This is a genomic window from Amycolatopsis roodepoortensis (assembly GCF_014873915.1).
Classification (GTDB): domain Bacteria; phylum Actinomycetota; class Actinomycetes; order Mycobacteriales; family Pseudonocardiaceae; genus Amycolatopsis; species Amycolatopsis roodepoortensis.
On the sequence record NZ_JADBEJ010000001.1, the window covers coordinates 669,456 to 695,648 of the forward strand.

Consider the following 26,193-nt stretch of genomic DNA (forward strand, 5'->3'; position numbering starts at 1 on the left):
GGGCATGCTTCGATAGGCGATCGACGGTTCGGCGGGTGATGAGGCATGACGAGCGACAGTGACGTCCGGGACGTCCGGCGGCGGCCCCTGACGACTTACGTGAGCCGTGCGGACGACGAGAACGAGGTCCGGCGGCTGCTCGGCGCGGGACGTCTGGTGACCTTGACCGGTGCCGGCGGGGTGGGCAAGACCCACTTGGCGGCCCAGGTGGCCAGTTCGCTCACCCGGGAGTTCCCCGGCGGTGTCGCGGTCGCCGGGCTGGGAGAACTGCGGGACGAACGGCTCGTCCCGCGTGCGGTCGCCGACAGCCTCGGCCTGCACGACACGGCGGGGCGCACCGACCTGGACGCCGTCGTCGCGTATCTGCGTCCCCGGACGTCGTTGCTGCTGCTGGACAACTGCGAACATCTCCGCGAGGGCAGCGTGGAGCTGGTGACGGCGTTGCTGCGCGAATGCCGGGAGCTCGTGGTGCTCGCCACCAGCCGCTGCTCCCTGGGGCTCGCCGGTGAGCAGGTCGTGACGATCCCGCCCTTGGCCGTGCCCCACGACGGGATCGGCACCCCTGAAGCGGCGCTCGCCTTCGGTGCGGTGCGGCTGTTCGCGGAGCGGGCCGCCAACGTCCTGCCCGCGTTCGAGGTCACCGAAGGCAACGTCGCGGACGTCGTTCGCCTCTGTCGTGCCCTCGACGGACTACCGCTGGCGATCGAACTGGCGGCGGCCCGGATCCGCGTCTTGTCGCCGTCGCAGATCGCCGACCGGGTCGAACAGAACTCGGCGGTGCTGACGAGCGGCCTCCGGATGCCCGTCGAACGGCATCGGACGCTGCGCGCGACGATCGAGTGGAGTCACTCCCTCTGCACCGAGACCGAGCGGATCGTCTGGGCACGCTGTTCGGTGTTCGCCGGGCAGTTCGACCTGGCGGGCGTCGAGGCTGTGTGTGCCGAGGACTCCTTGGCCGTACTGGACGCGGTGGACGGTCTGGTCGACAAATCGGTGCTGAGCCGGATCGACGGCACGGGCAAGGTCCACTACCGGATGCTCCGGCTCCTCCGCGAATACGGCGGACGACAGCTCGCCGCTTCCGGAGACGAGCTCGCCGTGGCGAGGAAGCACCGCGACCACTACGCCCGGCTCATCGCCCAGGCCGCCGACACCTGGTTCGGCCCGGAGCAGGACGAGGCCTACGAGCGCCTGACGGCCGCGCACGCCGACATCCGCGAAGCGTTGTCGTGGTCGCTTCGCACCCCTGGCGAAAGCCCGGTGGCGTTGGAGATGGCCACCGGCACGATCGAGTACTGGGTGGCCCGCGGCGCGGCCTGGGAACTGCGGGACTGGATCGATCGCGCGATCGACGCGGCGTCGCCGGAAACCCCGGGGCGCGCGAGGGGGCTGGCGATCGCTGCCCTGTGCGCGGCGCTGCACGCGGATCTGCCGCGGGCCCGGCGGCGGCTGGCCGACGCCGAGGCGATCGAAGACGAAGACGCGGCTCCCTACGTCGCGCACGCGAGTGCCTTCGTGAGGATGCTGTCGATCGAGCCGGACAGCATGGCCCGGGCGGCGGAGGCCGTGCGGATCTTCGGTGAGCGAGGCGACGTCCGGCGTCAGATGCACCCGATGTTCATCCAGGGTGTCGCGCTGGCCTACCGCGGTGATCTTCCGGGAGCGCGGAGGCTGCTGGGCTCGATGCGGCGGCAGTGCGAGGAAGCGGGGGAGTACCGATATCGCTCCATGGCCCTGTTCGGGCTGGGGGTCGCCGAAGTCTGTTTCGGCGGAGATCTCGACGAGGGAGAACGCTGCATCCGTGCCGCGCTGGAGATCGACCTCCGCGCCTCCGACGTGCTGTCCGCCGCCTACCGGGTGGACGGCCTGGCCTGGGTGGCCGCGCGCCGCGAGGACTGGGTCCGTGCGGCGGAACTGTTCGGGACCGCCGCCACGCTTTGGGAACGCTGCAGTGCCGAGCCCGACGTGGCCGTCACCACGACCCACCGGATGTTCCACCAGGCCACCCGGGACGCCTTGGGAGCGGCGCGGTTCGACGCCGCGTTCGCCGAGGGACGGCGGCGGAACCCGCACGACGCCCTGAGCGGCCCGCCGTCCGAGCCCGTCGGCGAGCAGGCCGTGCTCGCGCCGCTGACACCCCGCGAGTCGGAGATCGCGCGCCTGGTCGCGGCCGGGCTGAGCAACCGGGAGATCGCGGCGAGGCTGGTCATCGCCCGGCGCACGGTGGAGACGCATCTGCAGCACATCTCGCACAAGCTCGACTTCGTGAACCGGACCCAGCTGGCCGTCTGGGTCGAGCAGCGGCCGCTGTGACCTGCGGGGAGCACAGCGGCCGCGGACGTCCAGCGTCAGTCGATCGGGCAGGTTCCTTGGTACACGGCGATCTTCGGGTCGTTCGCCGGAAGCGGGCACAGGAATTGGTCGTACCTGGTGTCCTGGTCCACAAAGCGTTTCAGCCACGAAAGGCTGTACTTCGCGATGGTCACGTTCGGGCTCGTGGGCGCCATGTGACCGGCCCCGGCCAGCAGCATGTACGCCTTGTCCAGCGACGCGGGAAGGCTTTGGTAGAACGGCCGGGAATGAGAGCCGTCCGGGGCGATGAAGTCGTTCTGGGCACTGACGACGAAGGTGGGGACCTTCATGTCGGAGAACGTCGTGTTCGGATTCCAGCCCGTCAGCGGGATCGCCGCCTTCAGCGTGGGCGCCTTCTGTGACGCGATCAGCGCCCCGCCGCCGCCCATCGAATGCCCCATGACGGCCAGCCTGTTCGGGTCGACACGGCTCTTGGCCTGGCTCGAATCGGTGACGTAACGCAGCGCCGCGAGCAACTGGTCGGAGCGCCTGTCCGGGGTGTCCCAGGCGCTGTTGGTCGAGAACGTGATGACGACGAAACCCTGGGACGCCAGCCGCGGGCCGTACCAGGCGATCGCCGCCTCCGACTCCAGGAAGCCGGGCGCGATCGCGATCGCGCCGAACGTGCCCTGGCCGGTGGCGGTCGGGTAGTGGATCGTCCCGCCGCCGAAACCTTGTCCGGCGGGGACCTTCTCGGTGGCGGTCTGGAACGTGCCGCGATCCGCTTCGATACTGGCTTTCGTCGGCGCCGGGCCGCGGGCATACGGACTCTCTTCGGCGGTGGCCGGTACCGCCGCCACGAGAAGTGCGGTCACCGCACCGATAACCGCGGCGCCCCACGTTGATCCACGCTTCATTGCGCATGTCCTCTCGGAAGAACCGTTCCGAGGCCGGAACGGATTCCCAGATATAGCGGGGTTCCGGGGAGAAGCGCGTCGTGGAAACTACTGAGAAGCGGAAAGTTGTCACGCCGAGGTGGATTCGGCGGTCGTGAATGGTGAGATCCGTCCTGGTTGTCGGGGGCGGCGGTGGGGGCGTGTCGCGAAAGCCACTTTCGCGACGTCTGATGTCCCGAAAGTGGCTTTCGCGACACGCGTTCGTGGGGCCGCGTGCCTCAGCCGAGCGGTCTGGCGCGGAGGCGTTGCGAAAGCCACTTTCGCAACCTTCAACGTTGCGAAAGTGGCTTTCGCATCACGTCACCTTTGGGAAGCCCCTCCGATCACCGGTCAGGCCCCCGGCCGGTTCCCGGTCGGGATCGTGATGGGGGTGGTCGTCGGCGAGGTGCCCTTGTTGAGGAACAACATCGCCAGCGCGCGCACCAGCTGGTCGAACATGTAGAAGCCGGCGGGCACGACGGGGATCAGCCCCTCGCGGAAGGCGATGTAGGCGGGCCACGCGGTGCGGATGAGGGCCGCGGAGGCGTAGTCACGCCGTAGTCCGAGCCAGTCGCCAATCGCGTCGCTCAGCACGTAGCGCACGAATTCGTTGAGGAAGCCGCGAGTGACGCCCAGATCGATCTGCGCGGTCAGCCCGAGCAGGTCTTCGGCGAGCTCTTTCCCTTCGTGTGACGGGGAAAGGATCGGGGTGAGCACCTGCGCCGATTGCGCGTGCGCGGCGGCCCACGTCTTCGGGATGAACTCTTCCCGTACGCCGAGCAGGTGGATGGCGACCTGCCACATGTGGAGGAAGGCCTCTTCGTCGGCGGCCGACATCGGGACCTTCCACTCGCGCAGCTTCCGGTGCACGTAGGTGCCGAGGCTGTGGAAGGTGACCAGGATGTCGCCGTTGCTGATCGGGATCCGCTCGTCCGCGACGGCCTTCCAATGCGCCGACTGCGGCAGCAGATGCCGCACCGCGGCGTGCACGAGCCGGGTCTTGTTGGCGGTGACCACGAACTGGCCGTCGGGCTCGAAAGCGTTCAGATCGCTCAGGTCGTAGCCGAAGGTGAACGTCTTGGCCGCGCGGTCCTGCATGTCGGCCCCGCCCGCGGACCAGTAGACCGATTTGGCCTCACGCGGGATGACGGTGCTCATGATCCCGCTGCCGAGCCCGTACAACATGAACAGATAGGTGTCCTTGCGCCGGTTGAAATCCGCCGCGCGACGCAACTTCGCGGGGTCTGCCCAGGACGGCAGCTTGTGGACGCCTCGGAGGTAGCCGGCGAGATCGGCGGGCAGGCCGCCGGGCAGCGGATCGTTGTTGTCCACCCAGGATTTCATCGCGGTGTTGACCGCCGGAACCTCGCCCGCTTCGAGGATCCTCGCCATGATGCGGTCGATTTCGTCGTCCCAGACCCACCACGGGTCGGCGGCCGAGCCGGTCTGTGTCGCGCCCCAGGCCGGCGCCACGCTCGCCGCACCGACCAGCCCCAAGGCGACACCTAGGGACAGAACATTCCTCCTGCTGAGATCGCTCATTTACTGACCTAACTTCCTTGGTAGGTATCCGATGAGTGATTCGCTAGTGACGTGCGCGTTTCTCGTCCAGGTCGCGGAGCGAACCCTTGACGACCTTCCCGCCCGCGTTGCGCGGGAGTTCGGGGACGACCACGAGATCCTTGGGCAGCTTGAAGGACGCGAGCCTGCCGTCGAGGAATCCGGCCAGTTCCGCCAAGGACGGCCCGCCGTCCGGCGGGGTGGTGACGAACGCGACCGGCACCTGGCCCCAGCGCTCGTCGGGCCTGCCGATCACGGCGACCTCCAGTACCGCCGGATGCGCGGAGATCGCGTTCTCCAGTTCGGCGCAGTAGATGTTCTCGCCGCCGCTGATGATCATGTCCTTCTTGCGGTCGACCACCCAGACGAAACCGTCTTCGTCCTGGGAGACCAGATCGCCGGAGTGGAACCAGCCACCGGCAAAGGCTTCCGCGGTCTCCTGCGGTTTCTTCCAGTACCCCTTGGTCACTGTCGGACCGCGATAGACGATCTCGCCCACCTCGCCCGGTGCGACGTCGTTCATGTCGTCGTCCACGACGCGGTATTGAAGGGCCGGGATCGGTTTGCCGACGGAGCCGAGTTTGCGCATCGAGTCCTCGCCGCTGAGGACGCACGTGATCGGGGAGGTCTCGGTCTGGCCGAACACGGCCACGTTGAGGGCGCCGGGGAATTTCTCGGCCATGGCGAGGAGCGTCGCCCTGGACGCGGGAGCCGCGCCCCAGCTGATGATCCGCAGTTTCAGGTCGCGTTCGGCGATATCCGGCTGGGCGCAGATCAGGTCCCATTGCTGAGGGACGTTGAACACCACGGTGGCGCCCTCGCGTTCGTAGGCGTCCAGCACCGCGCGCGGATCGAAGGCGCCCAGTGGATGGATCACGACCACGCCGCCGACCAGGAAGTTCGCCACGATCGAACCCAGGCCCGCGATGTGGAAGAAGGGCGCGGTCAGGAACGCGACGTCGGTGTCGTCGAAGATCTTCATCGCCCGGATGCAGGTGATCGCCTGCATCTGCAGGTTGCGATGGGACAGCAGCACCCCTTTCGGCCTGCCGGTGGTGCCCGAGGTGTACATGATCAGCGCCGTCGACTCCTCGCTGACGTCGGGCAGTTCCAGCGGTTCGTGCGCGGTCAGGAACTCCTCGTACGCTGTCCGGCCCACATCCGGCTCGCCGAGGACGAGCACCGTCTCGATCGACGCGGCGTTCGGCGCGGCGTGGAGCAGGGGCAGCAGCCGCTCGTCGACGACGATGGCGGACGGCGTGCAGTCGGCCAGGATGTAGTCGAGTTCCGCCGGCGCGAGCCGGAAGCTGAGCGGGACGGCCATGGCGCCCAGGCTGTTCGCCGCGAACACGGTTTCCACGAACCACGGGTGGTTCAAGGTCAGCGTGGCCACCCGATGGCCTTCGGCGACCCCTCGCGCGGCGAGTCCGGCGGCCAGCCGCAAGGACCGCTCGGAGAGCTCCGCCCAGGTGGTCGTCTCCCCGAGGTACCGCAGGGCGGGCTTGTCCGGACGCATCATCGCGTGCGTCGCCGCGTGCGCCATCCAGTGGTGCCGGAAGGACGAGGCGGGAGCCGAAGCGGTCGACATGGCCATCCTCAGGTGTCGGAACGGGACTGGTCGCGAGGCCAGTATGCATGCCAAGCCGCCGGTTGAGAAGCCATAAGTTAATCGAGAATCACATCAGGACGCGGTCTTCGCCGGTCAGCTCCCGTGCCGGTGATCCGGTTCGTGGTTGACTTCCCCGCATGGCCCAGTTCCCGTCCGCAGCCGCTCGGCGCCCGCGATGAGCGCCGACTCGACCGCGGCCGTCCGGCCCCGCAACCGCAAGCAGACGATCGTCGACGCGGCCGGGCGGATCTTCAGTGAGCACGGCTACCACGCGGCGTCGATGGAGGAGATCGCCACCGGCGTCGGCATCACCGCGGCGGCCCTGTACCGGCACTTCCCGAACAAGTACGCGCTGTTCGCCGCGTGCGCGAACGTCATGGCCGACCGGCTCGTCGCCACCCTCGACGAGGTCGCGCCCGGCGCGCCGCTGGCGGAGGTCCTCGCCGCCGTCACGCGGGGCACGGTCACCCATCGGGCGTCGAGCGGCCTGTACCGCTGGGAATCCCGGTATCTCGATCGCGAGGACCGGCATTCGCTCGCGCTGAAGTTCGGTCAGGTCGTGGACCGGGTGGCCGACGCGGTGCAGCGGGAGTACCCGCTCCCCGGCGCGGGCCTGCGGGCCGTGGCGGCGCTCGGCGTGATCGGGTCCATCACGATGCACCGCACGTCGATCGCCCAGCGCCGGGTCGAAGAGGTGCTGGTGGAGTCGGCGCTGCGGGTGGCCGCGACCGACCCGGTGACGGGCGGCGGGAACACGCACGCCGTCGAGCTGCCGTCCAGCCCGGTGTCGCGGACCAGGCGTTCGGAGATCATCGCGGCGGCCATCCCGTTGTTCGAACAGGACGGCTTCGCCAACGTCACGAACGGCCGGATCGCCGAGGCGGTGGGGTTGGTGCCGTCCGCGCTCTACCGGTATTTCCCCGGTAAGGCCGACATCCTCGCCGCCGCCTGCCTGCAGGCCGCGGGGATTCTGGCCCAGGCGGTGGAACAGAACCTCCGTGGTGTCGACGACCCGGGCGAAGCCCTGCGCGCCTTGGCGCGGACTTATGTGGCGTACAGCTTCGAGCACACCGCGCTCACGAGCGTCGCCAACGCGGAACTGGTCGGCCTCCCCGCGGCTCTCCAGCGGCCCTTGGTCAACGCGCAGCGCGAGCACATCGCAGTCTGGGAAAGGGAATTACGGTCGGCCAGGCCGGAACTCGACCAGCGTCAGGCGAGGGTGCTCGTGCACGCGGGTTTCGGGGTGGTGGTCGAAGCGGGCCGGAGGCTGCGCTGGGAGGACGTCCCCGCCAACCGTGACGCCGTCAGTGCGTTGCTCGTGGGCGCTTTGGGTGTCTGACGGACCGTCGCTAGGGTTCGCGGTGGCCGAGCCCGGCGGAGACCTGTCGCGCCGCGCGGCCGACGACGCGGTTCAGGCCGCGCATCCGGGCGGCGGGCATGTACGGCCGGGTCGCCGAAACGCTGATGGCGCCGGCGATCGCGCCGGTGGCGTCCCGGATCGGCGCCGCGACACAGCGGATCCCCGGTTCGTTGTCCTCCAGGTCCATCGCCACCCCGGATTCCGCGTACTCGCGCATCCGCGCCAGGAAGGCGTCGACGTCCTCCGGGCGCACCCGGCCGGGTTCCGCCGGTGTCTCGGCCAGGTACAGCTCCCGCCACTCCGGCGCGGAATCCAGCAGCAGCGCCATGCCGACCCCGGTGCGGGTCAACGGCATCCGGTGCCCGATGCGGGAGCGCATCTCCGCGCCCCGTGAACCCGGCAGCTTGTCCAGGTACAGCACGGAATCCCCGTCGCGGACGGCCAGGTGCACGGTGTCCCGCAACTGTTCCGCCAGCTCCTCCAGCATCGGCCGGGCGACCACCGGCAGCGGACTTCCGTGCAGGGCCTGGAAACCCAGCTCGATCAAGGACGGCCCGAGTGTGTAGCCGTCCCGTCCGCTGCGCAGGTAACCCTCGCTGACCAGCAGCTGGACCAGCCGGTGCACGGTGCTCCGGCCCAGGCCGGTGTGGTCGACCAGGGCACGGAGATCGGTCGCGCCGTTCGCGACCGCGCGGATCACCGCGAGGCCTCTGGCGAGGGTCTGGGTGCCGGGCGGTGCCGTGTCGGACATGGCTGAATCCTACATATAGGGACGGCGATCGCATTATCGGGAACGCGACCGCACGATGTCGCTCGTGACCGACACTGAACCCGCCTTGATCGCGCTCGACTGGGGAACCTCCGGTCAGCGCGCCTGGCTGCTCGGCAGGGACGGCGGGATCCTCGACGCCCGCGACACCGGGCGCGGACTGCTCACCACGACCGAGGACGTGGACCTCCGGGACCCGCGAGCGAAGGCGGCCGCCTACGAGTCGGCCTTCCGGCAGGCCTGCGGCGACTGGCTGACGGCCTGCCCCGGGCTTCCCGCGCTCGCTTCCGGGATGGTGGGCAGCGCGCAGGGCTGGGCCGACTCCGGCTATCGCACCGTCCCGGCGCCGCTCGATTTCCCTTCGCTCGTCCCGGTTTTTCATCGCGACGGCGTGCTCCATCTCGTGCCGGGGCTGCGGATCCCGTCCGGTGACGACCCGGGCGACGTGATCCGCGGCGAGGAAACGCAACTCGCCGGCGCGCTCGAGACGCTCGCGCACCCCGGCGGATCGCTCACCGTGGTGCTCCCCGGGACGCACAGCAAATGGGTCCGCGTCGAGGAGGGGGTCGTCACCGGCTTCACCACCGCGATGACCGGCGAACTGTACGGATTGCTGACCGCGCACGGCATCCTCGCCCGCACGGCCGCCGACCCGGTCGCCGATGACGCCGCCTTCTCGCGGGGATTGGCCGCGGGACGGCGTTCGCGAGGGCTCGCCACCGAGGCGTTCGGCGCCCGGCCGCTCGTGCTCGACGGCGTACTGGCACCGGAGTCGTTGCCCGACTACCTCTCCGGTGTCCTGATCGCCGACGAGGTCTCGCATCTGCTCCACGCGTCGGAAACGCACGTCGTCCTTTGTGGAGCGCGCGAACTCTGCCGTCGTTATGCCGCCGCCCTCGCCGAACGGGGAGTGGAGGCCACCGTGCTCTCCGAGGAGATCACCGCCCGGGGGCTGTGGCGTATCGCGACGGCCGCCGGACTGCTCGAAGACCGTCTCGAAAGGACACTGAAGCCGTGACCGGTTTGATCGCGATCCTGCGCGGGGTGACCCCGGCCGAGGTCGTCGGCATCGGCCGGGCGCTCGTCGACGCGGGATTCCCCGCCATCGAGGTGCCACTGAACTCACCCGAGCCGTTCGAGAGCGTCCGCCTGCTCGCCGACGCGTTCGGCGAATGGTGCGAGATCGGCGCGGGCACCGTGCTCACCACCGAAGACGTCGGCCGGGCGCGGGCGGCCGGAGCGCGGATGATCGTGGCACCCAACACCGATCCCGCGGTGATCTCCGCCGCCGTGGCCGAGGGGATGACGCCGTATCCCGGCGTGGCCACGCCCACCGAGGCCTTCGCCGCGGTGGCCGCGGGAGCGCGGAATCTCAAGCTGTTCCCCGCCGGCGCGGTCGGGATCGGGGGCATGAAGGCGTGGCGTGCCGTACTGCCGCGCGAAATCGGGCTGCTGCCGGTCGGCGGCGTCGACGAAACGAACCTGGCGGACTGGGCCGCCGCCGGGGCGGCCGGGGCGGGGCTGGGTTCCTGCCTCTACCGGCCGGGTGACGGCGCGGACGCGGTCGGCGTCCGCGCTCGCGAATTCTCTGAGATCTGGCACCAGGACTAAGGAAGAAACCCATGAAGATCGTGTCAATGACGACATATCAGGTGCCGCCGCGCTGGTCGTTCCTGAAGATCGAAACCGACGAGGGCGTCACCGGCTGGGGTGAACCGGTCCTGGAGGGCCGGGCCGCGTCGGTGGCCGCCACCGTGGAGGAGCTTTCCGACTACCTGATCGGCAAGGATCCTTCGCAGATCGAGGATCTGTGGACCGTGCTCTACCGCGGCGGGTTCTATCGCGGCGGCGGTATCCACATGAGCGCGCTGGCCGGGATCGACCAGGCGCTGTGGGACATCAAGGGCAAGGCGCTCGGCGTCCCGGTGCACGAGCTGCTCGGCGGCCGGGTACGCGACCGTATCAAGGTGTACTCGTGGATCGGCGGTGACCGCCCCGCCGAGACCGCCCGTGCCGCGCGTGAGGTGGTCGATCGCGGGTTCAGCGCGGTGAAGATGAACGGCACCGAGGAACTGTCCTATCTGGACACCTGGGACAAGGTCGACCGCTGTGTGGCCAACGTGGACGCCGTGCGCCAGGCGGTGGGCCCGAACATCGGCATCGGGGTGGACTTCCACGGCCGTGTGCACAAGCCGATGGCCAAGGTCCTGCTGCGTGAACTGGAGCCGTACCGGCTGATGTTCGTCGAGGAACCGGTGCTGTCCGAGCACGTCGACGGGTTCGCCGAGATCCTTCGCAACTCGCCGATCCCGATCGCGCTCGGCGAGCGGCTGTACTCGAGGTGGGATTTCAAGGCGGTGCTGGCCTCGGGCGCCGTCGACATCATCCAGCCGGACCCGTCGCACTGCGGCGGCATCACCGAAGCGCGCAAGATCGCGCATATGGCGGAGGCCTACGACGTCGGCCTGGCCCTGCACTGCCCGCTCGGCCCGATCGCGCTGGCGGCCTGCCTGCAGATCGACGCGGGCTGTTACAACGCGACGATCCAGGAACAGAGCCTCGGCATCCACTACAACACGAGCAACGATCTCCTGGATTACCTGGCGGATCCGTCGGTGTTCGCCTACGACGAGGGACAGGTCGTCATTCCCCGCGGGCCGGGGCTGGGCATCGAGATCAACGAGGCGTACGTCGCCGAACGCGCGGCCGAGGGACATCGCTGGCGGAATCCGGTGTGGCGGCACACCGACGGCTCGTTCGCGGAATGGTGAGCCCGATGACGACTTCCGTCCAAACCACTGTGCGCCCGACCCGGTTCCGGGTGCTCATCGCGGTGATGTTGTTCGTCACCGTCGTCATCAACTACCTCGACCGCTCGAACCTGTCGATCGCGATGCCCGCGATCGCCGGCGAACTCGAGCTGACCAAAGCGGAACAGGGCCTGCTGCTGTCGGCCTTCGGCTGGACCTACGCCGCGTTGCAGCTGCCCGGCGGCTGGCTGGTCGACAAGATCCCGCCACGGCTGCTCTACCCGGCGTGCCTGATCCTGTGGTCGCTCGCGACGTTCTTCATGGGGATCATCGGCGGATTCGTGGCGCTGATCGCGTTGCGGCTGATGGTCGGTGTCTTCGAGGCACCCGCCTATCCGATCAACAGCAAGATCGCGACCGTCTGGTTCCCGGAACGCGAACGTGCCACGGCCATCGGTTTCTACACCTCGGGCCAGTTCATCGGGCTCGCGCTGCTGACGCCGGTGCTGTCCTGGCTGCAGACCGTGCTTTCGTGGCACTGGGTGTTCATCGCCACCGGTCTGGTCGGCATCCTCTGGGCGGTGCTCTGGTACGCGAAGTACCGGGAGCCGCGCGACTCGCGGGCCAACGAGGCCGAGGTCGAGCTGATCCGCACCGGCGGCGGCCTGGTGGACCTGCCGCGTGAACGGCCGGAGCGGGCGCGGATCACCCGCGCGGATCTGGCGACGGTGCTGGGCAGCCGGAAGCTGTGGGGAATCTACTTCGGACAGTTCTGCCTGACCTCGACGCTCTGGTTCTTCCTCACCTGGTTCCCCACGTATCTCGTCGAATACCGGGAGATGGACTACATCAAGTCCGGCTTCCTGGCGTCGCTGCCGTTCATCGCGGCGCTGGTCGGTGTGCTGGCTTCCGGTGTCCTGTCGGACTTCCTGGTCCGCCGTGGGGCTTCGCTCGGGGTGGCGAGGAAGGGACCGATCATCGCGGGTCTGCTGCTGAGCACCGTGATGGTCGCCGCGGGCTTCACCGATTCGACGACGCTGGTCATCGTCATCCTGTCGATCGCCTTCTTCGGCAACGGGCTCGCGTCGATCACCTGGTCGCTGGTCTCGGCGCTGGCCCCGCGACGGCTGCTCGGGCTGACCGGCGGGATGTTCAACTTCATCGGGAACCTGTCGTCGATCGCCACCCCGATCGTCATCGGCCTGATCGTCACCGACGACAGCTTCGCGCCCGGTTTCGCCTACATGACCGTGATCACGGTCGCCGGGATCCTGTCCTACGTCCTCCTGGTCGGCAAGGTCGAGCGCGTCGCGGAGCGGCTGTGACCAGCGCTACATAGATACCCCCTCGGGGTACTTGCGCCGAGTGTGGGCCTGGCATAACTTCGTCTCCGTCAGGTACCCCCTGGGGGTATCAAGTTCTCGAAAGGACGGTCGTCATGGCGGAGACATCCCCGGACCCACGACGGTGGTGGGCGCTGGGACTCATCGCGTTGGCCCAGTTCATGGTCATCATGGACACCTCGATCATCGGCGTCGCGCTCCCCGCGATGCAGCAGGACCTCGGGTTCTCCCCGGGCGACCTGTCGTGGGTGTTCAACGCCTACGTCATCGCGTTGGCCGGGCTGCTGCTGCTCGGCGGACGCCTCTCGGACCTGTTCGGCGCGCGGAAGATGTTCACCGCCGGCTGGGTCGTCACCCTCGGCGGTTCCGTGGTCGCCGCGGTCGCGGGCACCGCGTGGGTCGAACTGCTCGGCCGGGTACTGCAAGGCGCGGGAGCGGCGCTGATCGCTCCGTCCGCGCTGACCCTGTTGATGATGCTGTTCGGCGCGCGTCCCCGTGAGCTGACCAAGGCGCTCGCGCTCTACGGCGCGGCCGCTCCGGCCGGTGGTACGGCGGGGGTGTTCCTCGGCGGCGTGATCACTGAATGGCTGTCGTGGCCGTGGATCTTCTGGCTCTACGTCCCGATTTCGCTCATCGCGATCCTGGCGACCGGCAAGCTGATGCCGTCCGCGCCCGCACGGCGTGGTTCGGTCGACATCGCCGGCGCCATCGCGGCGACCGCGGGCCTCGGGCTGACCGTGTTCGGCGTCGTGCGGGCACCGGAAGCGGGCTGGGACTCGGCGGGCACGTGGGGCGCGCTGGTCGGCGGTGTCGCGTTGTTGGCGGTGTTCGTGCTGATCCAGCGCCGGCGTGAGGTTCCGTTGGTACGGCTGGGGATCTTCCGGACGCCGAACCTCGGCGGCGCGAACCTCGCGCAGTTCCTGCTGGGCGCGGCGTGGATCCCGATGTGGTACTTCCTCAACCTGTACCTGCAGCAGGTCCTCGGATACGGGGCCTTCGCCAGCGGTGCCGCGCTGCTGCCGATGACCGTGCTGATCGTCGTGCTGATGGTCGCGGTCGCACCGAAGCTGATCGGCCGGTTCGGGCCGAAGAAGATGATCATCGGTGGCCTGTGGGCACTCGCCGCGGGTCTGGTGTGGCTGTCGTTCGTCAGCCCGACGGGCAATTTCGTCGTCGACGTCCTGCCCGCGTCGCTGGTCGCGGCACTCGGCCAGGCGCTCGCGTTCATCCCGTCGCTCGGCACCGCCATCTCCAGCGCGAAACCGGAGGAAGGCGGGCTGGCGTCGGGGATCGTGAACACCTCGTACCAGATCGGTTCGGCACTCGGTCTCGCCGCGATGACCGCGGTCGGCGTGTCGTTCGGCGCGGGGCGGATCGGGGACCCGGTCGCGCTGACCGGCGGCTACTCGGCCGCGTTCCTCGGGGCCGCGGGAGTCGCGGTCGCCGGTGGCTTCCTGGCCATGGCCACCCTGCGCGCCCCGAAGCCCGAGCCGAGCGAGATCAGCGGAGGTGAACCGGCGGTGTCGCGATGACCGGCTGTATCCCGTGTGGAGGGTGAGACCGTTCCAGGTCCGCCCTCCACACGCGTTTTCGGGCCCGGCCTCACATTCCGCGCGGCTGCCTCGTCGGTTGGACAGGAACATCCACCAACGCAAGGAGATCGCGATGAACGCCAGGCTCGACTACTTCGGCAACCAGGTCGGCGGAAAGTTCGTGAAGGCTCTCGTCTCGGCGAACAAGGGGCTGGTCGACTCGCCGCTGTCGCTCACGATCCAGGAACTGGTACGGATGCGCGCGAGCCAGATCAACGGCTGCGCGGTGTGCCTGGACATCCACACGAAGGAAGCGGCCGCCGCGGGCGAAACGGACGTGCGGATCAACCTGGTCGCCGTATGGCGGGAGGCGAACTGCTTCACCGAGGCCGAGCGTGCCGCGCTGGAGGTGACCGAGCAGGCCTGCCGGATGGCCGACGGCGGCGTCGTCACCGATGAGGCGTGGGCGAACGCCGCCAAGCATTTCGACGAGGACCAGCTCGCCGCATTGGTGGGCGTGATCTCGCTGATCAACGCCTTCAACCGGATGAACGGCATCATCCAGAACCCTGGCGGCGACTACCGGGTCGGGCAGTTCGCATGACCGCCGCCGAGACAGCCCGCAACCGGGCGGCGTTCGACCGCTTCCACGACGCGACCAACAGTGGCAGCTACGACGTCATCGAGAAGATGATCGACGAGGTCGTCGCCCCGGACGCGGTGTTCCACGCGCCGGTGCCGATGGAGGCGTCAGGGCCACAGGCCTTGAAACAGGTATGGACGGTGCTGCTTCGCGCGTTCCCGGACCTGCGGGTCACGGCCGAGGACGTGCTCGCCGACGGCGACAAGATCGTCTGCCGGAACACCGTCACCGGCACCCATGGGGGCGAGTACCGGGGAATGCCCGCCACCGGGAAACCGGTTTCCTACGGTGAGATCTTCATCCTCCGCTTCGCCGGAGGGCGGGTCGCCGAGATCTGGGGTGTGGTTGACGTCCTCACCCAGCTTCGGCAACTCGGCGCCCTCGCGGCGTAGCGATCAGGCGTCTGCCCACGGCCGCAGTTTCTCCGGGTTCCGCATCCCCCAGATGCGCTGGATGCGGTCGTCGGCGACGTGGAACGCGAAGACGGCGACGGTCCGCCCGGCCTGCTGGAGCACGAGGCCGGGCAGTCCGTTGACCTCCCGCTCCACCAGATCGATGCCGGACGTCAGGTGCGCCACCGTGAGGAGATAGGACGCGACCTCCTCCCGCCCTTCGAACGGGTGCAGCGCGGCCCTGACGACACCTCCGCCGTCACTGGCCGCCTTGACGTCCGGATCCAGGAGACCGATGAGGGCTTCGATGTCCTTGGCCTCCCACGCCTTCTTGAACTCCTTGACGAGGTCCGCCTGCCGGGCGACCGGCGCGGGCACGAGCCGCGACGCGCGGATGCGGCGGCGGGCGGAGGTCGCCAGCTGACGGCAGGCGGCCGGGCTGCGGCCGACGATCGCCGCGACCTCGGCGAAGGGGTAGCGGAAGACGTCGTGCAGGACGAACGCGACCCGCTCGGCCGGTGTCAGCGACTCGAGCACGACGAGAAACGCCATGTTGATCGACTCGTCGAGGGTGATCCGGTCGGCCGGATCGTCGGTGGGCGGGCGCAGGGTCGTCCACTCGACATGTCCCGGCACCGGTTCGGGCAGCCACTCGCCGACGTAACGTTCCCGCCGCTTGCGGGCCGAACCGAGGAGGTCCAGGCAGATGCGGCCGGCGACGGTGGTCAGCCAGGCACCGGGGGAGTCGATCGCTTCCCGCTGTGCCGGGGACAAGGCGTACCAGCGGGTGTAGGTCTCCTGCACCACGTCCTCGGCCTCGGAAAGCGAACCGACCAGGCGATACGCCAGCCCGATCAGCTGGCGCCGCTCACTCACTATCGCCGTCAACGCCGGGTCGAGCGGGTCTTGTGTGCGTTCGGTCATCGAAAGTCGCCCCCTGGGTCTCGTGCGTTGTCCCGGGTACGACGAGACACGCCCGCCGGTTGTGAGGTCACTGCCCGCGCCTGGCCACGTCGATGAAGGAATTGGGACGTCGAGTGTCCCGATTCCTTCATCGACGAGCCACTACCTCACACTGTGCGGCTCTCGGGCTTCGCCTTGCCACGGTAGCCACAGGATCAGCAGCGGTCACCGTGGTGGTCCGTGAAACCGGGGCGGACCGGGTCAGTGCGCCCCGGCCTCGGTGAGGATCCGGACGACGGCCGCCTGGCCTTTGGACCGGGCGTGGGCGAGGGGAGTGACGCCCTGCTTGTCGGCGAGGTTCACGTCGGCCCCGGCGGCGACGAGTGCGCGGACCACCTCCTGGTGACGCGGCCCGCCGTCGCCGAGGATGACCGCTTCCAGCAACGCGGTCCAGCCGAGATCGTTCACGTGGTCGACGTCGATCCCGCTGCCGGCCACCAGCCGCACGTACTCGGCGTGCCCGCGTTCGGAGGCGGGGATCAGCGAGACGCCGCCGTACCGGTTGGTGATGGTCAGATCCGGTTTGGCCTCGAGCAGCAGCTTCGCCATCGGGACGCTGCCGGTGACTCCGGTGACCAGCCACGGCGTGTCGTGCCGTCCGTCGAGCGCGTCCGGGTCGGCGCCCGCCCGCACCAGGACCTCGGCGACGTCGACGCGGTTCTCGGTGACGGCGACGAGCAACGGGGTCCGGCCGCGATCGTCACGGGTCTCCAGGTCGGCGCCCGCCTCGACGGCCTGCCGGACGCGGTTCACGTCGGCTTCGAAGAGCCGGCTCACAGGGACTCCTTGACGGGGCGGCTGGGACGAGGCGGGCGGCGGGGCGGTGCTCGGTGCCGTCGGGGGTGGTGCGCTCGGTGCCTGGGGGGAGCAGGCACCGAGCACGAGGGCGGCGAGCAACGCCACGATCGCCCGCTCACCGATCATCAGCGAAGTTCCCCGATGGCGCGCAGCCCGGCCGTGGCGAAGCGCTCGTCGAGGTCGCCGCTGGGCGCCCCGCCGACGCCGATCCCGGCGATCGGGCCCCCGTTCGCGGCGACCGGCACACCGCCGCCGAGGAAGAGCGTGCCCGGGATGTCGCGGATGGTCGGGCCGTCACCCTGGGCGTTCTTGGCCAGCGCGGACGTGGGCTGTCCGAAGGAGACCGCGGTGAAGGCCTTGCGCTTGGCGGACTCTTCCGTCTGCGGCCCGGCGCCATCGCCCTTGAGCAGCACACGCACGTCACCCGAGCGGTCCACCACGGCCACCGTGACCCGCTGGCCCTCCTTCTCGGCGGCGTCCAGCGCGGCCTGCGCGGCGCGGGTGGCGGCGTCGACGCCGAGCACGCTGGTCTGCACGACGGCCTGCTGGGCGGGCGGTTGCGGCTTGCGGTCCTGTGCCTGCGCCGCGCCCACACCGGTGGCCAGCGCGACGGTCGCGAGACCGGCCGTCATACCGAGGATGAGACGAGTGCGGGGGAGCTTGGCGTTCATCGGATTTCCTTTGCGGTGAGGGGGTGTTGCCTTCCCCTACGACTCTCCTGTCCGGCGGGGCGCGGCGAATCGGGAGAGTGGACATCGATCGGGCGTCGAGTGATCGGTGGGGGCATCAACCGAACGATTGATGCGGAACACCCCGGCTCCCTGCTTACGATCATCGGCACGAAGGGAGGACCGAATGAAATCGCACCTCGGCCCGGTCACCCGGCTGAACGCCGCGATGCATGCCGGGTTCTTCCTGCTGCTCGCCGCGTCGGTGGCCCGGTTCGTCGCGGGGCACGGGTTGAGCGGTGCCACACCGTTGATCCTCGTGCTCACCGGCGCGCTCGCGCTGGTGTACGTGGCGGGGATACTGAGCTGGGACATGATCGACCGGTGGCGTCCGGTGTGGTTGACGGCGGTGATCGCGGTCTGGCTCGCGCTGGTGGTGGCCGCGCCGAGTTTCGCCTGGTGCGCCGTGCCGTTGTTCTTCGTCTGCCTGCAGATGCTGCGCCCGCGGGTGATGGTCGCGGTCGTGGTCCTGCTGACCGCCGCGACCATCCTCGCCCAGCTGAGGATCGCGAGCGGGTTCGATCCGAGTCTCGTGCTCGCGCCCGTCGCGGTCGCGCTGATGGCCACGATGACCTTCCTGCAACTCGACAGTGACCGGAGAAAGCTGGGGGAAGCCGTCAAGGCTCTCCTGGGCGCCAGGGTCGATCTCGCGCAGAGCCAGCGGCTGGCCGGGATGATGAAGGAACGGGAGCGGCTGGCGCGGGAGATCCACGACTCCCTCGCACAGGGGCTCTCGAGTATGCGGATGCTGCTGCAGGCGGCGGAGCGGTCGTGGGACACGGACCCGGAGCTGGCGAAAGCCCATGTGTCCCGCGCCGTCGAGGCGGCGGGGGACAACCTCGCCGAGGCGCGCCGGTTCGTCAGAGGCCTCGGGTCACCGCGGCTCGACGCCGGGGATCTCGCCGAGACCTTGAAGGAACTCGCCGAGCAGATCATGTTCGCCGCCATGCACCAGGTGCGTTTCGAGACCAGCGGAGACCCGTATCCCCTGCCGCCCGCGGTGGAGGCGGCTCTGCTCCGGGTCGCGCAGGGCGCGCTGGCGAACGTCAGCGAGCACGCCAAGGCGACGAAAGCCGCCGTCACGCTGACCTACCTGGCCGACAAGGTCGTCCTCGACATCCGCGACGACGGTGTCGGCTTCGATCCGGCGTCGACTCGCGCGAGCGGCGACCGGGGGAACGGTATGCGGATGATCGGCGAGCGGCTCGCCGAACTCGGTGGTGAGATGGTCGTCGAGAGCGCGCCGGGAGAGGGCACCGCGCTCGCCGTCGCCGTGCCCACCAGGGAGATCCGATGACCGTCCGGGTACTGATCGTCGACGATCATCCGGTGGTGCGGGCGGGAATCGCCGCGCTGCTGGCAGGCGAGCCCGGCTTCGAGGTGATCGGCGAATGCGCGGGCGCCGACGAGGCCGTGCTCTTCGCCACCGCGGAGAAACCGGACGTCGTGCTGATGGACCTGCAACTCGGCGACGGCCCCGACGGCGTGAACGCCACCGAACGCCTGACCGCTCTGCCGGAGCCGCCGAAGGTGCTGGTGCTCACCACCTACGACGCCGAGCTGGACATCACCAGGGCGGTGGCCGCCGGCGCCACCGGCTACCTGCTCAAAGCGGGGCCGCCCGAGGACCTCTTCAAGGGCATTCACGCGGCCGCGCGCGGGGAGACCGTGCTGGCACCTCAGGTCGCGGCCCGGCTCTTCGGGCATATGCGGGCTCCCGCCCCCGCGTTGAGCCCCCGGGAGACCGAGATCGTGCAGTTGGTGGCGGAGGGGTTGATCAACCGGCAGATCGCCGCGCGGCTGTTCATCTCCGAAGCCACGGTGAAGACACACCTGGTCCACATCTACGACAAACTCGGCGTCGACAGCCGTGCCGGTGCGGTCGCCGTCGCCACGGAACGGAGGATCATCCGCAACTGAACGGGTTGTCCGTTCGCATTCAGCCGACTACTTGCGTTGCCTCGGCGCCTGGTCCAGCGTCGCGAAAGCCACTTTCGCGACGTCTGGTGTCCCGAAAGTGGCTTTCGCGACACGCCCCGCGGCAGCGCCGGAGCGCACGTCAAGACGCAACCTCAGCCGTAGGCGGCGGGGAACGGCGAGTCAGCGTCGCGGTTCGATGGTCATGTCGCCGCGCGTCAACGCGAGCGTCGTGGCGCGGGACAGCAGTTCGTGCGGGAAACCGAGATCGATCGCGCTGGCCTGGTCGAGGCGGGCCAGTTGCGAGCCGGTGAACTCGACCTCCAGCGCGCCGAGGTTGTCCTCCAGCTGAGCGGGGGTGCGGGCGCCGACGATGGGTGCCGTCACGCTCGGGTTCTGTAGCGTCCAGGCGAGCCCGATCTGGGCGGGTGTGCGGCCGAGTTCCGCGGCGACCTCCTTCACCACGTCCACGATGGCGAGGTTGCGTTCGGTGAGCGTGCCCAAGGCGAAGTTGAAGTTCTTGCGAGTGCCGTCCTCGGACGGCACCGTGGTCAGGTCGTCCCGGCTGTACTTCCCGGTGAGCACGCCGCCCGCCAGCGGTGACCAGGGGACCACTCCCAGCCCCATCTCGCGTGACATGGGGATCAGGTCGCGTTCCCCGGTGCGCTCGATCAGGTTGTACTCGATCTGCAGCGCGACCAGTGGCGACCAGCCGCGCAGGTCGGCGATCGCCTGCATCCGCGAAACCTCCCAGGCCGGCGCGTTGGAGATCGCCACGTACAGGAGCTTGCCCTGCCGGACCAGATCGTCCATCCCGCGCAGGATCTCGTCGACCGGCGTCGTGAAATCCCACACGTGCAGGTAAAGCAGATCGATGTAGTCCGTGTTCAGCCGCCGCAGACTGGATTCCACCGACGCGAACAGGCTTTTTCGCTGGGAGCCCCCGGAATTCGGGTCGCCCGGACGCCGCAGGGTCGTGTATTTCGTCGCCAGCACGAGGCTTTCGCGGTTGTCGCGGGCGAATTCGCCCAGCAGCCGCTCGGAGCTGCCGTCGGTGTAGGTGGAGGCGGTGTCGATGAAGTTGCCGCCGCGTTCGACGTAGGTGTCGAACAGTTCGCGCGCCTCGTCCTGGCCGGCGCCCCAGCCCCATTCGGTGCCGAACGTCGCCGCGCCCAGCGCCAGCGGGGACACCCGCAGCCCGGACCGGCCCAGCAGCCGATAGGTGTCGAGGGTGAGCGACATCGTGTCCTCCTGTACTCGTGATCCGTTGTCGAAGACGAGTCTGCGACCGCCGCGAGCAGGGGTTAAGGGAGAAGACATCCTGGGAACACCGGTCCCACCCTCGCTGTTGGACCGGGCATGACGACCCCAACCGTGGACACGACCCAGGAGCTGGCCGCGTTCCTGCGGACCCGGCGTGAACGCCTGGACCCGGACGAATTCGGCCTGCCGTCACGTCGCCGGTCCCGGCGGACCCCGGGTCTGCGCCGCGAGGAGGTCGCCGAACTGGCCGGGATCAGCATCGACTACATCGTGCGGCTGGAACAGGCGCGCGGGCTGCGTCCGTCGGCGGACGTGGTGGAAGCGCTGGCGCGCGCGTTGCGCCTGGCCCCCGACGAGCGTGTCTACCTCTTCGACCTGGCCCGTCAGCGACCCCGCAACGCCGACAAAGTCGCCACCACCGCGGCGCCGCCGCTGGCCCGGCTGATCGCCGATCTGTCGCCGTTGCCCGCCATGTTGCTGAACCACCGCTACGACATCCTGGCCTGGAACGACGAAATGGCGAGGCTGCTGGTGGACTTCGCCACGTTGCCGCCGTCGCAGCGCAACGCGATGTGGTTGTGCCTCAAGCATCCCGAGGTGCGCGAGTTCTACGCGGATCGTGAACGGGTGGTGCGGGAAGGGATCGCCCATCTGCGCGCCGCCTGGGCCGCGCATCCGGACGACCAGGCCTTGGCCGCTCTCATCGCCGAATTCACCAGCGACGGGGAATTCGCGCGGCTGTGGGCCGAACGTGACGTCAAGGTCAACGGCCGCGGGCGCAAGGTGCTGCGGCATCCCGAGGCGGGCGTGCTCGACCTGCATTTCGAAGTGCTGACGCCGCTTCAGGATCAGGATCAGCGGCTGGTGATCTATCGTGCCATGGCCGAAGAAAGCCGCTCGGCGCTGGACCGGTTGTTCAGCAGTTAGTCCTGCTGAGCCGCGCGGGCCGGTCGGCGAGCGGTCCGCCCGAGCGGAGCAGGTTCCCCAGCGTTTCGAGCGGCTCGGGGACGACGGTGTACCAGCTCCAGGTGCCACGCCGCTCCCGCTCGAGGATGCCGGCGGAGACCAGCACCCGCAGGTGATGGCTGAGCGAGGGCTGGGGCATGTCGAACTCCTCGGCGAGGTCGCAGAAACACGCCTCGCCGCCTGGGGAGTGCCGCACGAGCGACAGCAGACGGATCCGGACGGGATCCGACAGCGCCTTGAACAGCTTCGCGGCCTTCTCGGCGTCCCCGGGATCGACGACCGCCGCGGGTTCGGCCATCAGCAGGGTCACCGCGACCGGCTTTCGGGTGCGTCCGTTCTCGCTCGTCACGAGCCCAGCGTACCCCTTGAATTGACAAAATTCGATCCAGGCTCTTCAATTTGGATCGAGATACTTCAATCCAGTTCGCCCGGACCGAGGAGCCGTGATGAACCCTGCGACGGGGCCACGCGTGCCCGGGGTCCGGGACGACATCGGCCGCCGCGTCCGGCACCTGCTCGACGAACTCATCGACCGATCACCGCAGAAAGGGGGACTGGTATGACCCGCAAGCCCGAGGTGCTGTTCGTGTGCGTGCACAACGCCGGCCGCTCCCAGATGGCCGCCGCGTTGCTGCAGCACTACTCGCTCGGCCGGATCGCCGTCCGGTCCGCGGGTTCCGAACCCGCGGACAAGGTGAACCCGGCCGCCGCCGCGGCCCTCGCGGAGTGGGGATTGGACGTCACCGCCGAGGTGCCGAGCAAGCTGTCCACCGAGGACGTCGAAGCGTCCGATGTGGTGATCACGATGGGCTGTGGTGACACCTGCCCGGTGTTCCCCGGCAAGCGTTACCTCGACTGGCCGCTGGAGGATCCCGCGGGCCAGGGTGTCGACGCCGTCCGCCCGATCCGCGACGAGATCGACCGCCGCGTCCGTGGCCTGGTCGCCGAAATCCTCGACGCCTGACCCTCGCTTCCGACCTCTGGAGACCGGCCCCGTGACCCGAACCGCCGAAGAGACCGGCACCGACGTCCTGCACAAACTGTCCTTTTTGGACCGCTTCCTGCCGGTCTGGATCATCGTCGCGATGGGCGCCGGGCTGCTGCTGGGCAGTGTGATCCCCGGTCTGCAGGGTGTGCTGGACGCGGTGAAGATCGGCCAGGTGTCGCTGCCGATCGCGCTCGGTCTGCTGCTGATGATGTACCCGGTGCTGGCGAAGGTCCGCTACGACAAGCTCGACACCGTGACCAAGGACAAGCGCACGATGGTGCTTTCCCTGGTGCTGAACTGGATTCTCGGTCCGGCGCTGATGTTCGCGCTCGCCTGGCTGATGCTGCCCGACCTGCCGGAGTACCGGACCGGGCTGATCATCGTCGGCCTCGCCCGGTGCATCGCGATGGTGATCATCTGGAACGACCTCGCCTGCGGTGACCGCGAGGCCGCGGCGGTGCTGGTCGCGCTGAACTCCGTCTTCCAGGTGATCATGTTCGGTGTGCTCGGCTGGTTCTACCTCGATCTGCTGCCCGGCTGGCTGAGCTTGGACACTACGAGCATCGACTTCTCGCCGTGGGAGATCGCGCTCAGCGTGATCATCTTCCTCGGGATCCCGCTCGCCGCCGGCTACCTTTCCCGCCGCGTCGGGGAGCGGAGCAAGGGCCGCGACTGGTACGAAGGCGAGTTCCTGCCCAAGATCGGCCCCATCGCGCTCTACGGCCTGCTGTTCACCATCGTGATCCTGTTCGCCCTGCAGGGCGACAACATCACCTCCCGCCCGCTCGACGTCGCCCGGATCGCGCTGCCGCTGCTGGTGTACTTCGCGATCATGTGGATCGGTGGCTACCTCCTGGGCAAGGCGTCCGGTCTCTCCTACGAGCGCACCACGACGCTGGCGTTCACTGCGGCGGGCAACAACTTCGAACTCGCGATCGCCGTGGCCATCGGTGTTTTCGGCGTGACGTCGGGGCAGGCGCTCGCCGGGGTCGTCGGACCGCTGATCGAAGTACCGGTGCTCGTCGCGCTGGTCTACGTCAGCCTCTGGTTGCGCAAGCGCTGGACCGCAAAAGCGCCCGCGGAGTGACCGCAGCCGTGCGGGTGGTGGTCATCGGCGGGGGTCAGGCCGGTCTCGCCGCGGGCTACCACCTGCGCCGTGCCGGGCTGGACTTCGTCATCCTCGACGCCCAGGCCCAGCCGGGCGGCGCCTGGATCCACGGCTGGGACTCGCTGCGGCTGTTCTCCCCGGCACAGCACAGTTCCCTGCCCGGGTGGCCGATGCCACCCTACCCAGGGCCCGGGTATCCGACCGCCGAGCATGTCGTCGAGTACCTCGCGGCGTACGAGAAGCGCTACGAACTCCCGATCCGCCGCTCGGAGCCGGTGACCGACGTGTGCCGTGACGGCGGTCGGTTCACGGTGAGCACCGATACGGGGGAGTGGAGCGCCGAGGCGGTCATCAGCGCCACCGGCACCTGGTGGCGGCCCTTCCTGCCGTTGATGCCCGGCGGTTTCACCGGTCGCCAGCTGCACACCGTCGACTACCGGGATCCGGAGGATTTCGCGGGTCAGGACGTCGTGGTGGTCGGCGGCGGCAACTCCGGCGCCCAGATCGCCGCCGACCTCGCGGGCACGGCGAACCTGACCTGGGTCACCCGCCGCCCACCCCGGTATCTGCCCGGCCACATCGACGGCAAGGCCCTCTTCGACGTCGCCACCCGGCGCCGCCGAGCCCTCGAAACCGGGCAGGCCGACACCGGCGGAGTCGGCGGTCTGGGCGACATCGTCGCCGTCCCAACGGTCCGTGAGGCCCGTGACGCCGGACTGCTGCGGCCGCGTCCGATGTTCACGAGACTGGACAGTGAAGGTCCTGTGTGGACAGACGGGACCCGCCGGCACGCGGACGCGGTCGTCTGGTGCACCGGGTTCCGCCCCGCGCTGAGCCATCTCGCGTCGCTGCGGCTGCGGACCACCCGCGGCCGCATCCCCACCGAAGGCACCCGAGTGGTGGCCGAGCCCGGGCTGCACCTTCTCGGTTACGGGGACTGGACCGGGCCGGCGTCGGCCACGCTGATCGGTGTCGGGATGACCGCCCGCGCCGCGGTCGCCGACATCAAGGCCATGCTGGAGACCGGCGGCTCGCAGGCCTGAAAGCCCCCTGCCCTCGGCTTGGCCAAGGGAAGGGGGCCCTCGCGCGCATCAAGCGGTGACGAGCGACAAGCCGTAGTTCTGCAGGATCTCGTTCACCGGCTGGAACCAGGTCTCCCCGCCGGAACCGCAGTTGCCCCAGCCTCCGGAGGTGACACCCTGCGCCTGGTCACCGGTGATGAAGGAGCCGCCGGAGTCGCCGGGTTCCGCGCAGACGTTGGTGCGGGTCATCTGGTGCACCGCGCCCTGCGAGTAGTTGACCGTCTCGTTGTGCCCCAGCACGGTGCCGCAGTGCCAGTGCGTCGTCGAACCGGACCGGCACACCGAGGTGCCGACCGGTGCGACCCACGAGCCGCGGACGAGGGCGTCGCTGACGGTGCCCCAGCCGAGGACGACCGGCGCGGTCCACCAGCCGTTGCCGATCCGGACGAAGGCGTAGTCGTTGCCGGGGAAGGAAGAACCGGCGAAGTTGCCCATCGCCGAGCCGTCCCAGCCGACGACGGAACTGCCGGTGCCGCCGCAGTGGCCCGCGCTGACGAAACCGCCATGGACGGAGAAACCGATGGAGCAGCGGGTGTTCCCGTTGATGTAGTACGGGTCGCCGCCGACGGTGCCCGCCGCGAACGGTTCGGCCTTGGGGGCGGTGGCCACCGTGACCGGACCGGATTTCCTCGCCCTGGCCAGGAAGTCGTCGACGTCGGAGCCGTGCGCGCCCGGCCGCACCGCGACCACGACGCTGCCGCTGCGCGGGTCGGCGCGCCAGCCGCTGACGGCCGCGGGAGCGGGCTGGGTCTTGGCCGATTCGTCGATTTCGGCCTTGGCCGCGTCGAGCCGGGCCGCGCTGATCGTGGCCGCGGTGGGTTCCGCGCCCACCTGCCGGACGGCGGGAGCGGCGGCGGGGTCGGTCACCCCGACGACGAGTTTGCCGCGCGCCGGATCGAACCAGGCGCCGCCGAACGCCGCGCCGGCGGCCTGCTGGGCGGCCGGCAGCACCCGCGACGCGGTCATCTCCTGGGTGAGCCGGGCAGAGGCCTGCGCGGCGGTGAGCCCCAGGTCCCGCTGCATGGCGGCGATCAATCCGGGGGAAGCCTGCGCGACGGGAGCGAGCGCGGCGGATGTGAGGCTCGCGGTCAGGACGGCGGCGCCACCGACTGCCAGGGCGATTCTTCGACGCATGGTCTAGTCCTCCAAGGCCGGGGGAAAGAAACACACTGCCCGCCGAGTGTGCGGCCGAGGT

At 69.3% G+C, this 26,193-nt stretch carries 25 protein-coding genes; 15 read left to right on the plus strand and 10 right to left on the minus strand.

All coding sequences use genetic code 11. The features are described from left to right. The first annotated feature begins 45 nt into the window (after nt 1–45). The gene (locus tag H4W30_RS44455; RefSeq protein ID WP_192741418.1) at nt 46–2,313 is read left to right on the plus strand and encodes an ATP-binding protein; all 2,268 of its coding nucleotides are present in this window, start codon (nt 46–48) and stop codon (nt 2,311–2,313) included. Between the two features lie 35 nt (nt 2,314–2,348). On the opposite strand, the gene H4W30_RS03240 is transcribed toward H4W30_RS44455, so the two are convergent. The 3 genes from H4W30_RS03240 to H4W30_RS03250 all read right to left on the minus strand — a co-directional run bounded on the left by H4W30_RS03240 (nt 2,349) and on the right by H4W30_RS03250 (nt 6,375). Continuing rightward, nucleotides 2,349–3,209, minus strand: coding sequence for a poly(ethylene terephthalate) hydrolase family protein (locus tag H4W30_RS03240; RefSeq protein ID WP_192741419.1), 861 nt, complete (start codon nt 3,207–3,209; stop codon nt 2,349–2,351). Between the two features lie 369 nt (nt 3,210–3,578). Next, nucleotides 3,579–4,769 (minus strand): oxygenase MpaB family protein, encoded by a 1,191-nt coding sequence (locus tag H4W30_RS03245; RefSeq protein WP_192741420.1) that lies wholly within the window; start codon nt 4,767–4,769, stop codon nt 3,579–3,581. Between the two features lie 43 nt (nt 4,770–4,812). Further along, nucleotides 4,813–6,375 carry a long-chain-fatty-acid--CoA ligase gene (locus H4W30_RS03250; protein WP_192741421.1) on the minus strand — a complete coding sequence of 521 codons (1,563 nt, stop codon included), beginning with the start codon at nt 6,373–6,375 and terminating at the stop codon, nt 4,813–4,815. 196 nt (nt 6,376–6,571) lie between these two features. On the opposite strand from H4W30_RS03250, the gene H4W30_RS03255 reads away from it, so the two are divergent. Further along, entirely contained in the window at nt 6,572–7,735 is a 1,164-nt protein-coding gene (locus tag H4W30_RS03255; RefSeq protein WP_192741422.1) for a TetR/AcrR family transcriptional regulator, read from the plus strand. 10 nt (nt 7,736–7,745) lie between these two features. Here the strand turns inward: H4W30_RS03255 and H4W30_RS03260 are convergent, their stop codons facing one another. Further along, complete coding sequence (locus H4W30_RS03260; RefSeq protein ID WP_192741423.1) at nt 7,746–8,507, minus strand: IclR family transcriptional regulator; 762 nt, start codon at nt 8,505–8,507, stop codon at nt 7,746–7,748. 55 nt (nt 8,508–8,562) lie between these two features. Here H4W30_RS03260 and H4W30_RS03265 point away from each other — a divergent pair, with 55 nt between their 5' ends. The 7 genes from H4W30_RS03265 to H4W30_RS03295 all read left to right on the plus strand — a co-directional run bounded on the left by H4W30_RS03265 (nt 8,563) and on the right by H4W30_RS03295 (nt 15,185). Continuing rightward, the gene (locus H4W30_RS03265) at nt 8,563–9,543 is read left to right on the plus strand and encodes a 2-dehydro-3-deoxygalactonokinase (RefSeq protein WP_192741424.1); all 981 of its coding nucleotides are present in this window, start codon (nt 8,563–8,565) and stop codon (nt 9,541–9,543) included. Next, nucleotides 9,540–10,136: a 2-dehydro-3-deoxy-6-phosphogalactonate aldolase gene (locus tag H4W30_RS03270; RefSeq protein ID WP_192741425.1), complete on the plus strand. Its 597-nt coding sequence runs from the start codon at nt 9,540–9,542 to the stop codon at nt 10,134–10,136. Before H4W30_RS03265 ends, H4W30_RS03270 begins: the two co-directional genes overlap by 4 nt. A gap of 11 nt (nt 10,137–10,147) precedes the next feature. Next, nucleotides 10,148–11,296: a galactonate dehydratase gene (dgoD, locus tag H4W30_RS03275; RefSeq protein ID WP_192741426.1), complete on the plus strand. Its 1,149-nt coding sequence runs from the start codon at nt 10,148–10,150 to the stop codon at nt 11,294–11,296. Nucleotides 11,297–11,301: 5 nt separating this feature from the next. After that, complete coding sequence (locus H4W30_RS03280) at nt 11,302–12,600, plus strand: MFS transporter (protein WP_225948742.1); 1,299 nt, start codon at nt 11,302–11,304, stop codon at nt 12,598–12,600. A 113-nt stretch (nt 12,601–12,713) separates the two neighbouring features. Then, nucleotides 12,714–14,150, plus strand: a complete 1,437-nt coding sequence (locus tag H4W30_RS03285; protein WP_192741428.1) for an MFS transporter — start codon at nt 12,714–12,716, stop codon at nt 14,148–14,150. Nucleotides 14,151–14,283: 133 nt separating this feature from the next. Continuing rightward, on the plus strand, nt 14,284–14,754 hold the full coding sequence (locus H4W30_RS03290) for a carboxymuconolactone decarboxylase family protein (RefSeq protein WP_192741429.1): 471 nt from the start codon (nt 14,284–14,286) through the stop codon (nt 14,752–14,754). Then, nucleotides 14,751–15,185: an ester cyclase gene (locus tag H4W30_RS03295; protein ID WP_192741430.1), complete on the plus strand. Its 435-nt coding sequence runs from the start codon at nt 14,751–14,753 to the stop codon at nt 15,183–15,185. The genes H4W30_RS03290 and H4W30_RS03295 overlap by 4 nt, the downstream gene beginning before the upstream one ends. Nucleotides 15,186–15,188: 3 nt before the next feature. Here the strand turns inward: H4W30_RS03295 and sigJ are convergent, their stop codons facing one another. The 3 genes from sigJ to H4W30_RS03310 form a co-directional block, all read right to left on the minus strand. Beyond that, entirely contained in the window at nt 15,189–16,109 is a 921-nt protein-coding gene (gene sigJ / locus H4W30_RS03300; protein ID WP_192741431.1) for an RNA polymerase sigma factor SigJ, read from the minus strand. 240 nt (nt 16,110–16,349) lie between these two features. Continuing rightward, a complete protein-coding gene (locus H4W30_RS03305) occupies nt 16,350–16,925 on the minus strand; it encodes an ankyrin repeat domain-containing protein (RefSeq protein ID WP_192741432.1) in 576 nt (191 codons plus the stop codon). A 146-nt stretch (nt 16,926–17,071) separates the two neighbouring features. Then, nucleotides 17,072–17,617, minus strand: a complete 546-nt coding sequence (locus H4W30_RS03310) for a GlcG/HbpS family heme-binding protein (RefSeq protein WP_126737066.1) — start codon at nt 17,615–17,617, stop codon at nt 17,072–17,074. 184 nt (nt 17,618–17,801) lie between these two features. On the opposite strand from H4W30_RS03310, the gene H4W30_RS03315 reads away from it, so the two are divergent. Further along, complete coding sequence (locus H4W30_RS03315; protein WP_192741433.1) at nt 17,802–18,971, plus strand: sensor histidine kinase; 1,170 nt, start codon at nt 17,802–17,804, stop codon at nt 18,969–18,971. Then, complete coding sequence (locus H4W30_RS03320) at nt 18,968–19,594, plus strand: response regulator (RefSeq protein WP_126737064.1); 627 nt, start codon at nt 18,968–18,970, stop codon at nt 19,592–19,594. The genes H4W30_RS03315 and H4W30_RS03320 overlap by 4 nt, the downstream gene beginning before the upstream one ends. Nucleotides 19,595–19,774: 180 nt before the next feature. On the opposite strand, the gene H4W30_RS03325 is transcribed toward H4W30_RS03320, so the two are convergent. Then, nucleotides 19,775–20,833, minus strand: coding sequence for an aldo/keto reductase (locus H4W30_RS03325; protein WP_192741434.1), 1,059 nt, complete (start codon nt 20,831–20,833; stop codon nt 19,775–19,777). Nucleotides 20,834–20,950: 117 nt separating this feature from the next. Here H4W30_RS03325 and H4W30_RS03330 point away from each other — a divergent pair, with 117 nt between their 5' ends. Next, nucleotides 20,951–21,781: a helix-turn-helix transcriptional regulator gene (locus tag H4W30_RS03330; RefSeq protein ID WP_192741435.1), complete on the plus strand. Its 831-nt coding sequence runs from the start codon at nt 20,951–20,953 to the stop codon at nt 21,779–21,781. On the opposite strand, the gene H4W30_RS03335 is transcribed toward H4W30_RS03330, so the two are convergent. Then, on the minus strand, nt 21,771–22,169 hold the full coding sequence (locus H4W30_RS03335; RefSeq protein ID WP_318780519.1) for an ArsR/SmtB family transcription factor: 399 nt from the start codon (nt 22,167–22,169) through the stop codon (nt 21,771–21,773). The genes H4W30_RS03330 and H4W30_RS03335 overlap by 11 nt on opposite strands. 210 nt (nt 22,170–22,379) lie before the next feature. Here H4W30_RS03335 and H4W30_RS03340 point away from each other — a divergent pair, with 210 nt between their 5' ends. From H4W30_RS03340 to H4W30_RS03350, 3 genes are read left to right on the plus strand one after another with little or no spacing between them, the layout of a single operon-like run. Beyond that, nucleotides 22,380–22,784, plus strand: a complete 405-nt coding sequence (locus H4W30_RS03340) for an arsenate-mycothiol transferase ArsC (protein WP_126737062.1) — start codon at nt 22,380–22,382, stop codon at nt 22,782–22,784. A 31-nt stretch (nt 22,785–22,815) separates the two neighbouring features. Beyond that, nucleotides 22,816–23,895, plus strand: a complete 1,080-nt coding sequence (arsB, locus tag H4W30_RS03345) for an ACR3 family arsenite efflux transporter (protein ID WP_318780520.1) — start codon at nt 22,816–22,818, stop codon at nt 23,893–23,895. Further along, entirely contained in the window at nt 23,892–24,959 is a 1,068-nt protein-coding gene (locus H4W30_RS03350) for an ArsO family NAD(P)H-dependent flavin-containing monooxygenase (protein WP_192741436.1), read from the plus strand. The genes arsB and H4W30_RS03350 overlap by 4 nt, the downstream gene beginning before the upstream one ends. Before the next feature lie 48 nt (nt 24,960–25,007). On the opposite strand, the gene H4W30_RS03355 is transcribed toward H4W30_RS03350, so the two are convergent. Next, on the minus strand, nt 25,008–26,132 hold the full coding sequence (locus tag H4W30_RS03355) for a S1 family peptidase (protein WP_192741437.1): 1,125 nt from the start codon (nt 26,130–26,132) through the stop codon (nt 25,008–25,010). Between the last annotated feature and the right edge of the window lie 61 nt (nt 26,133–26,193).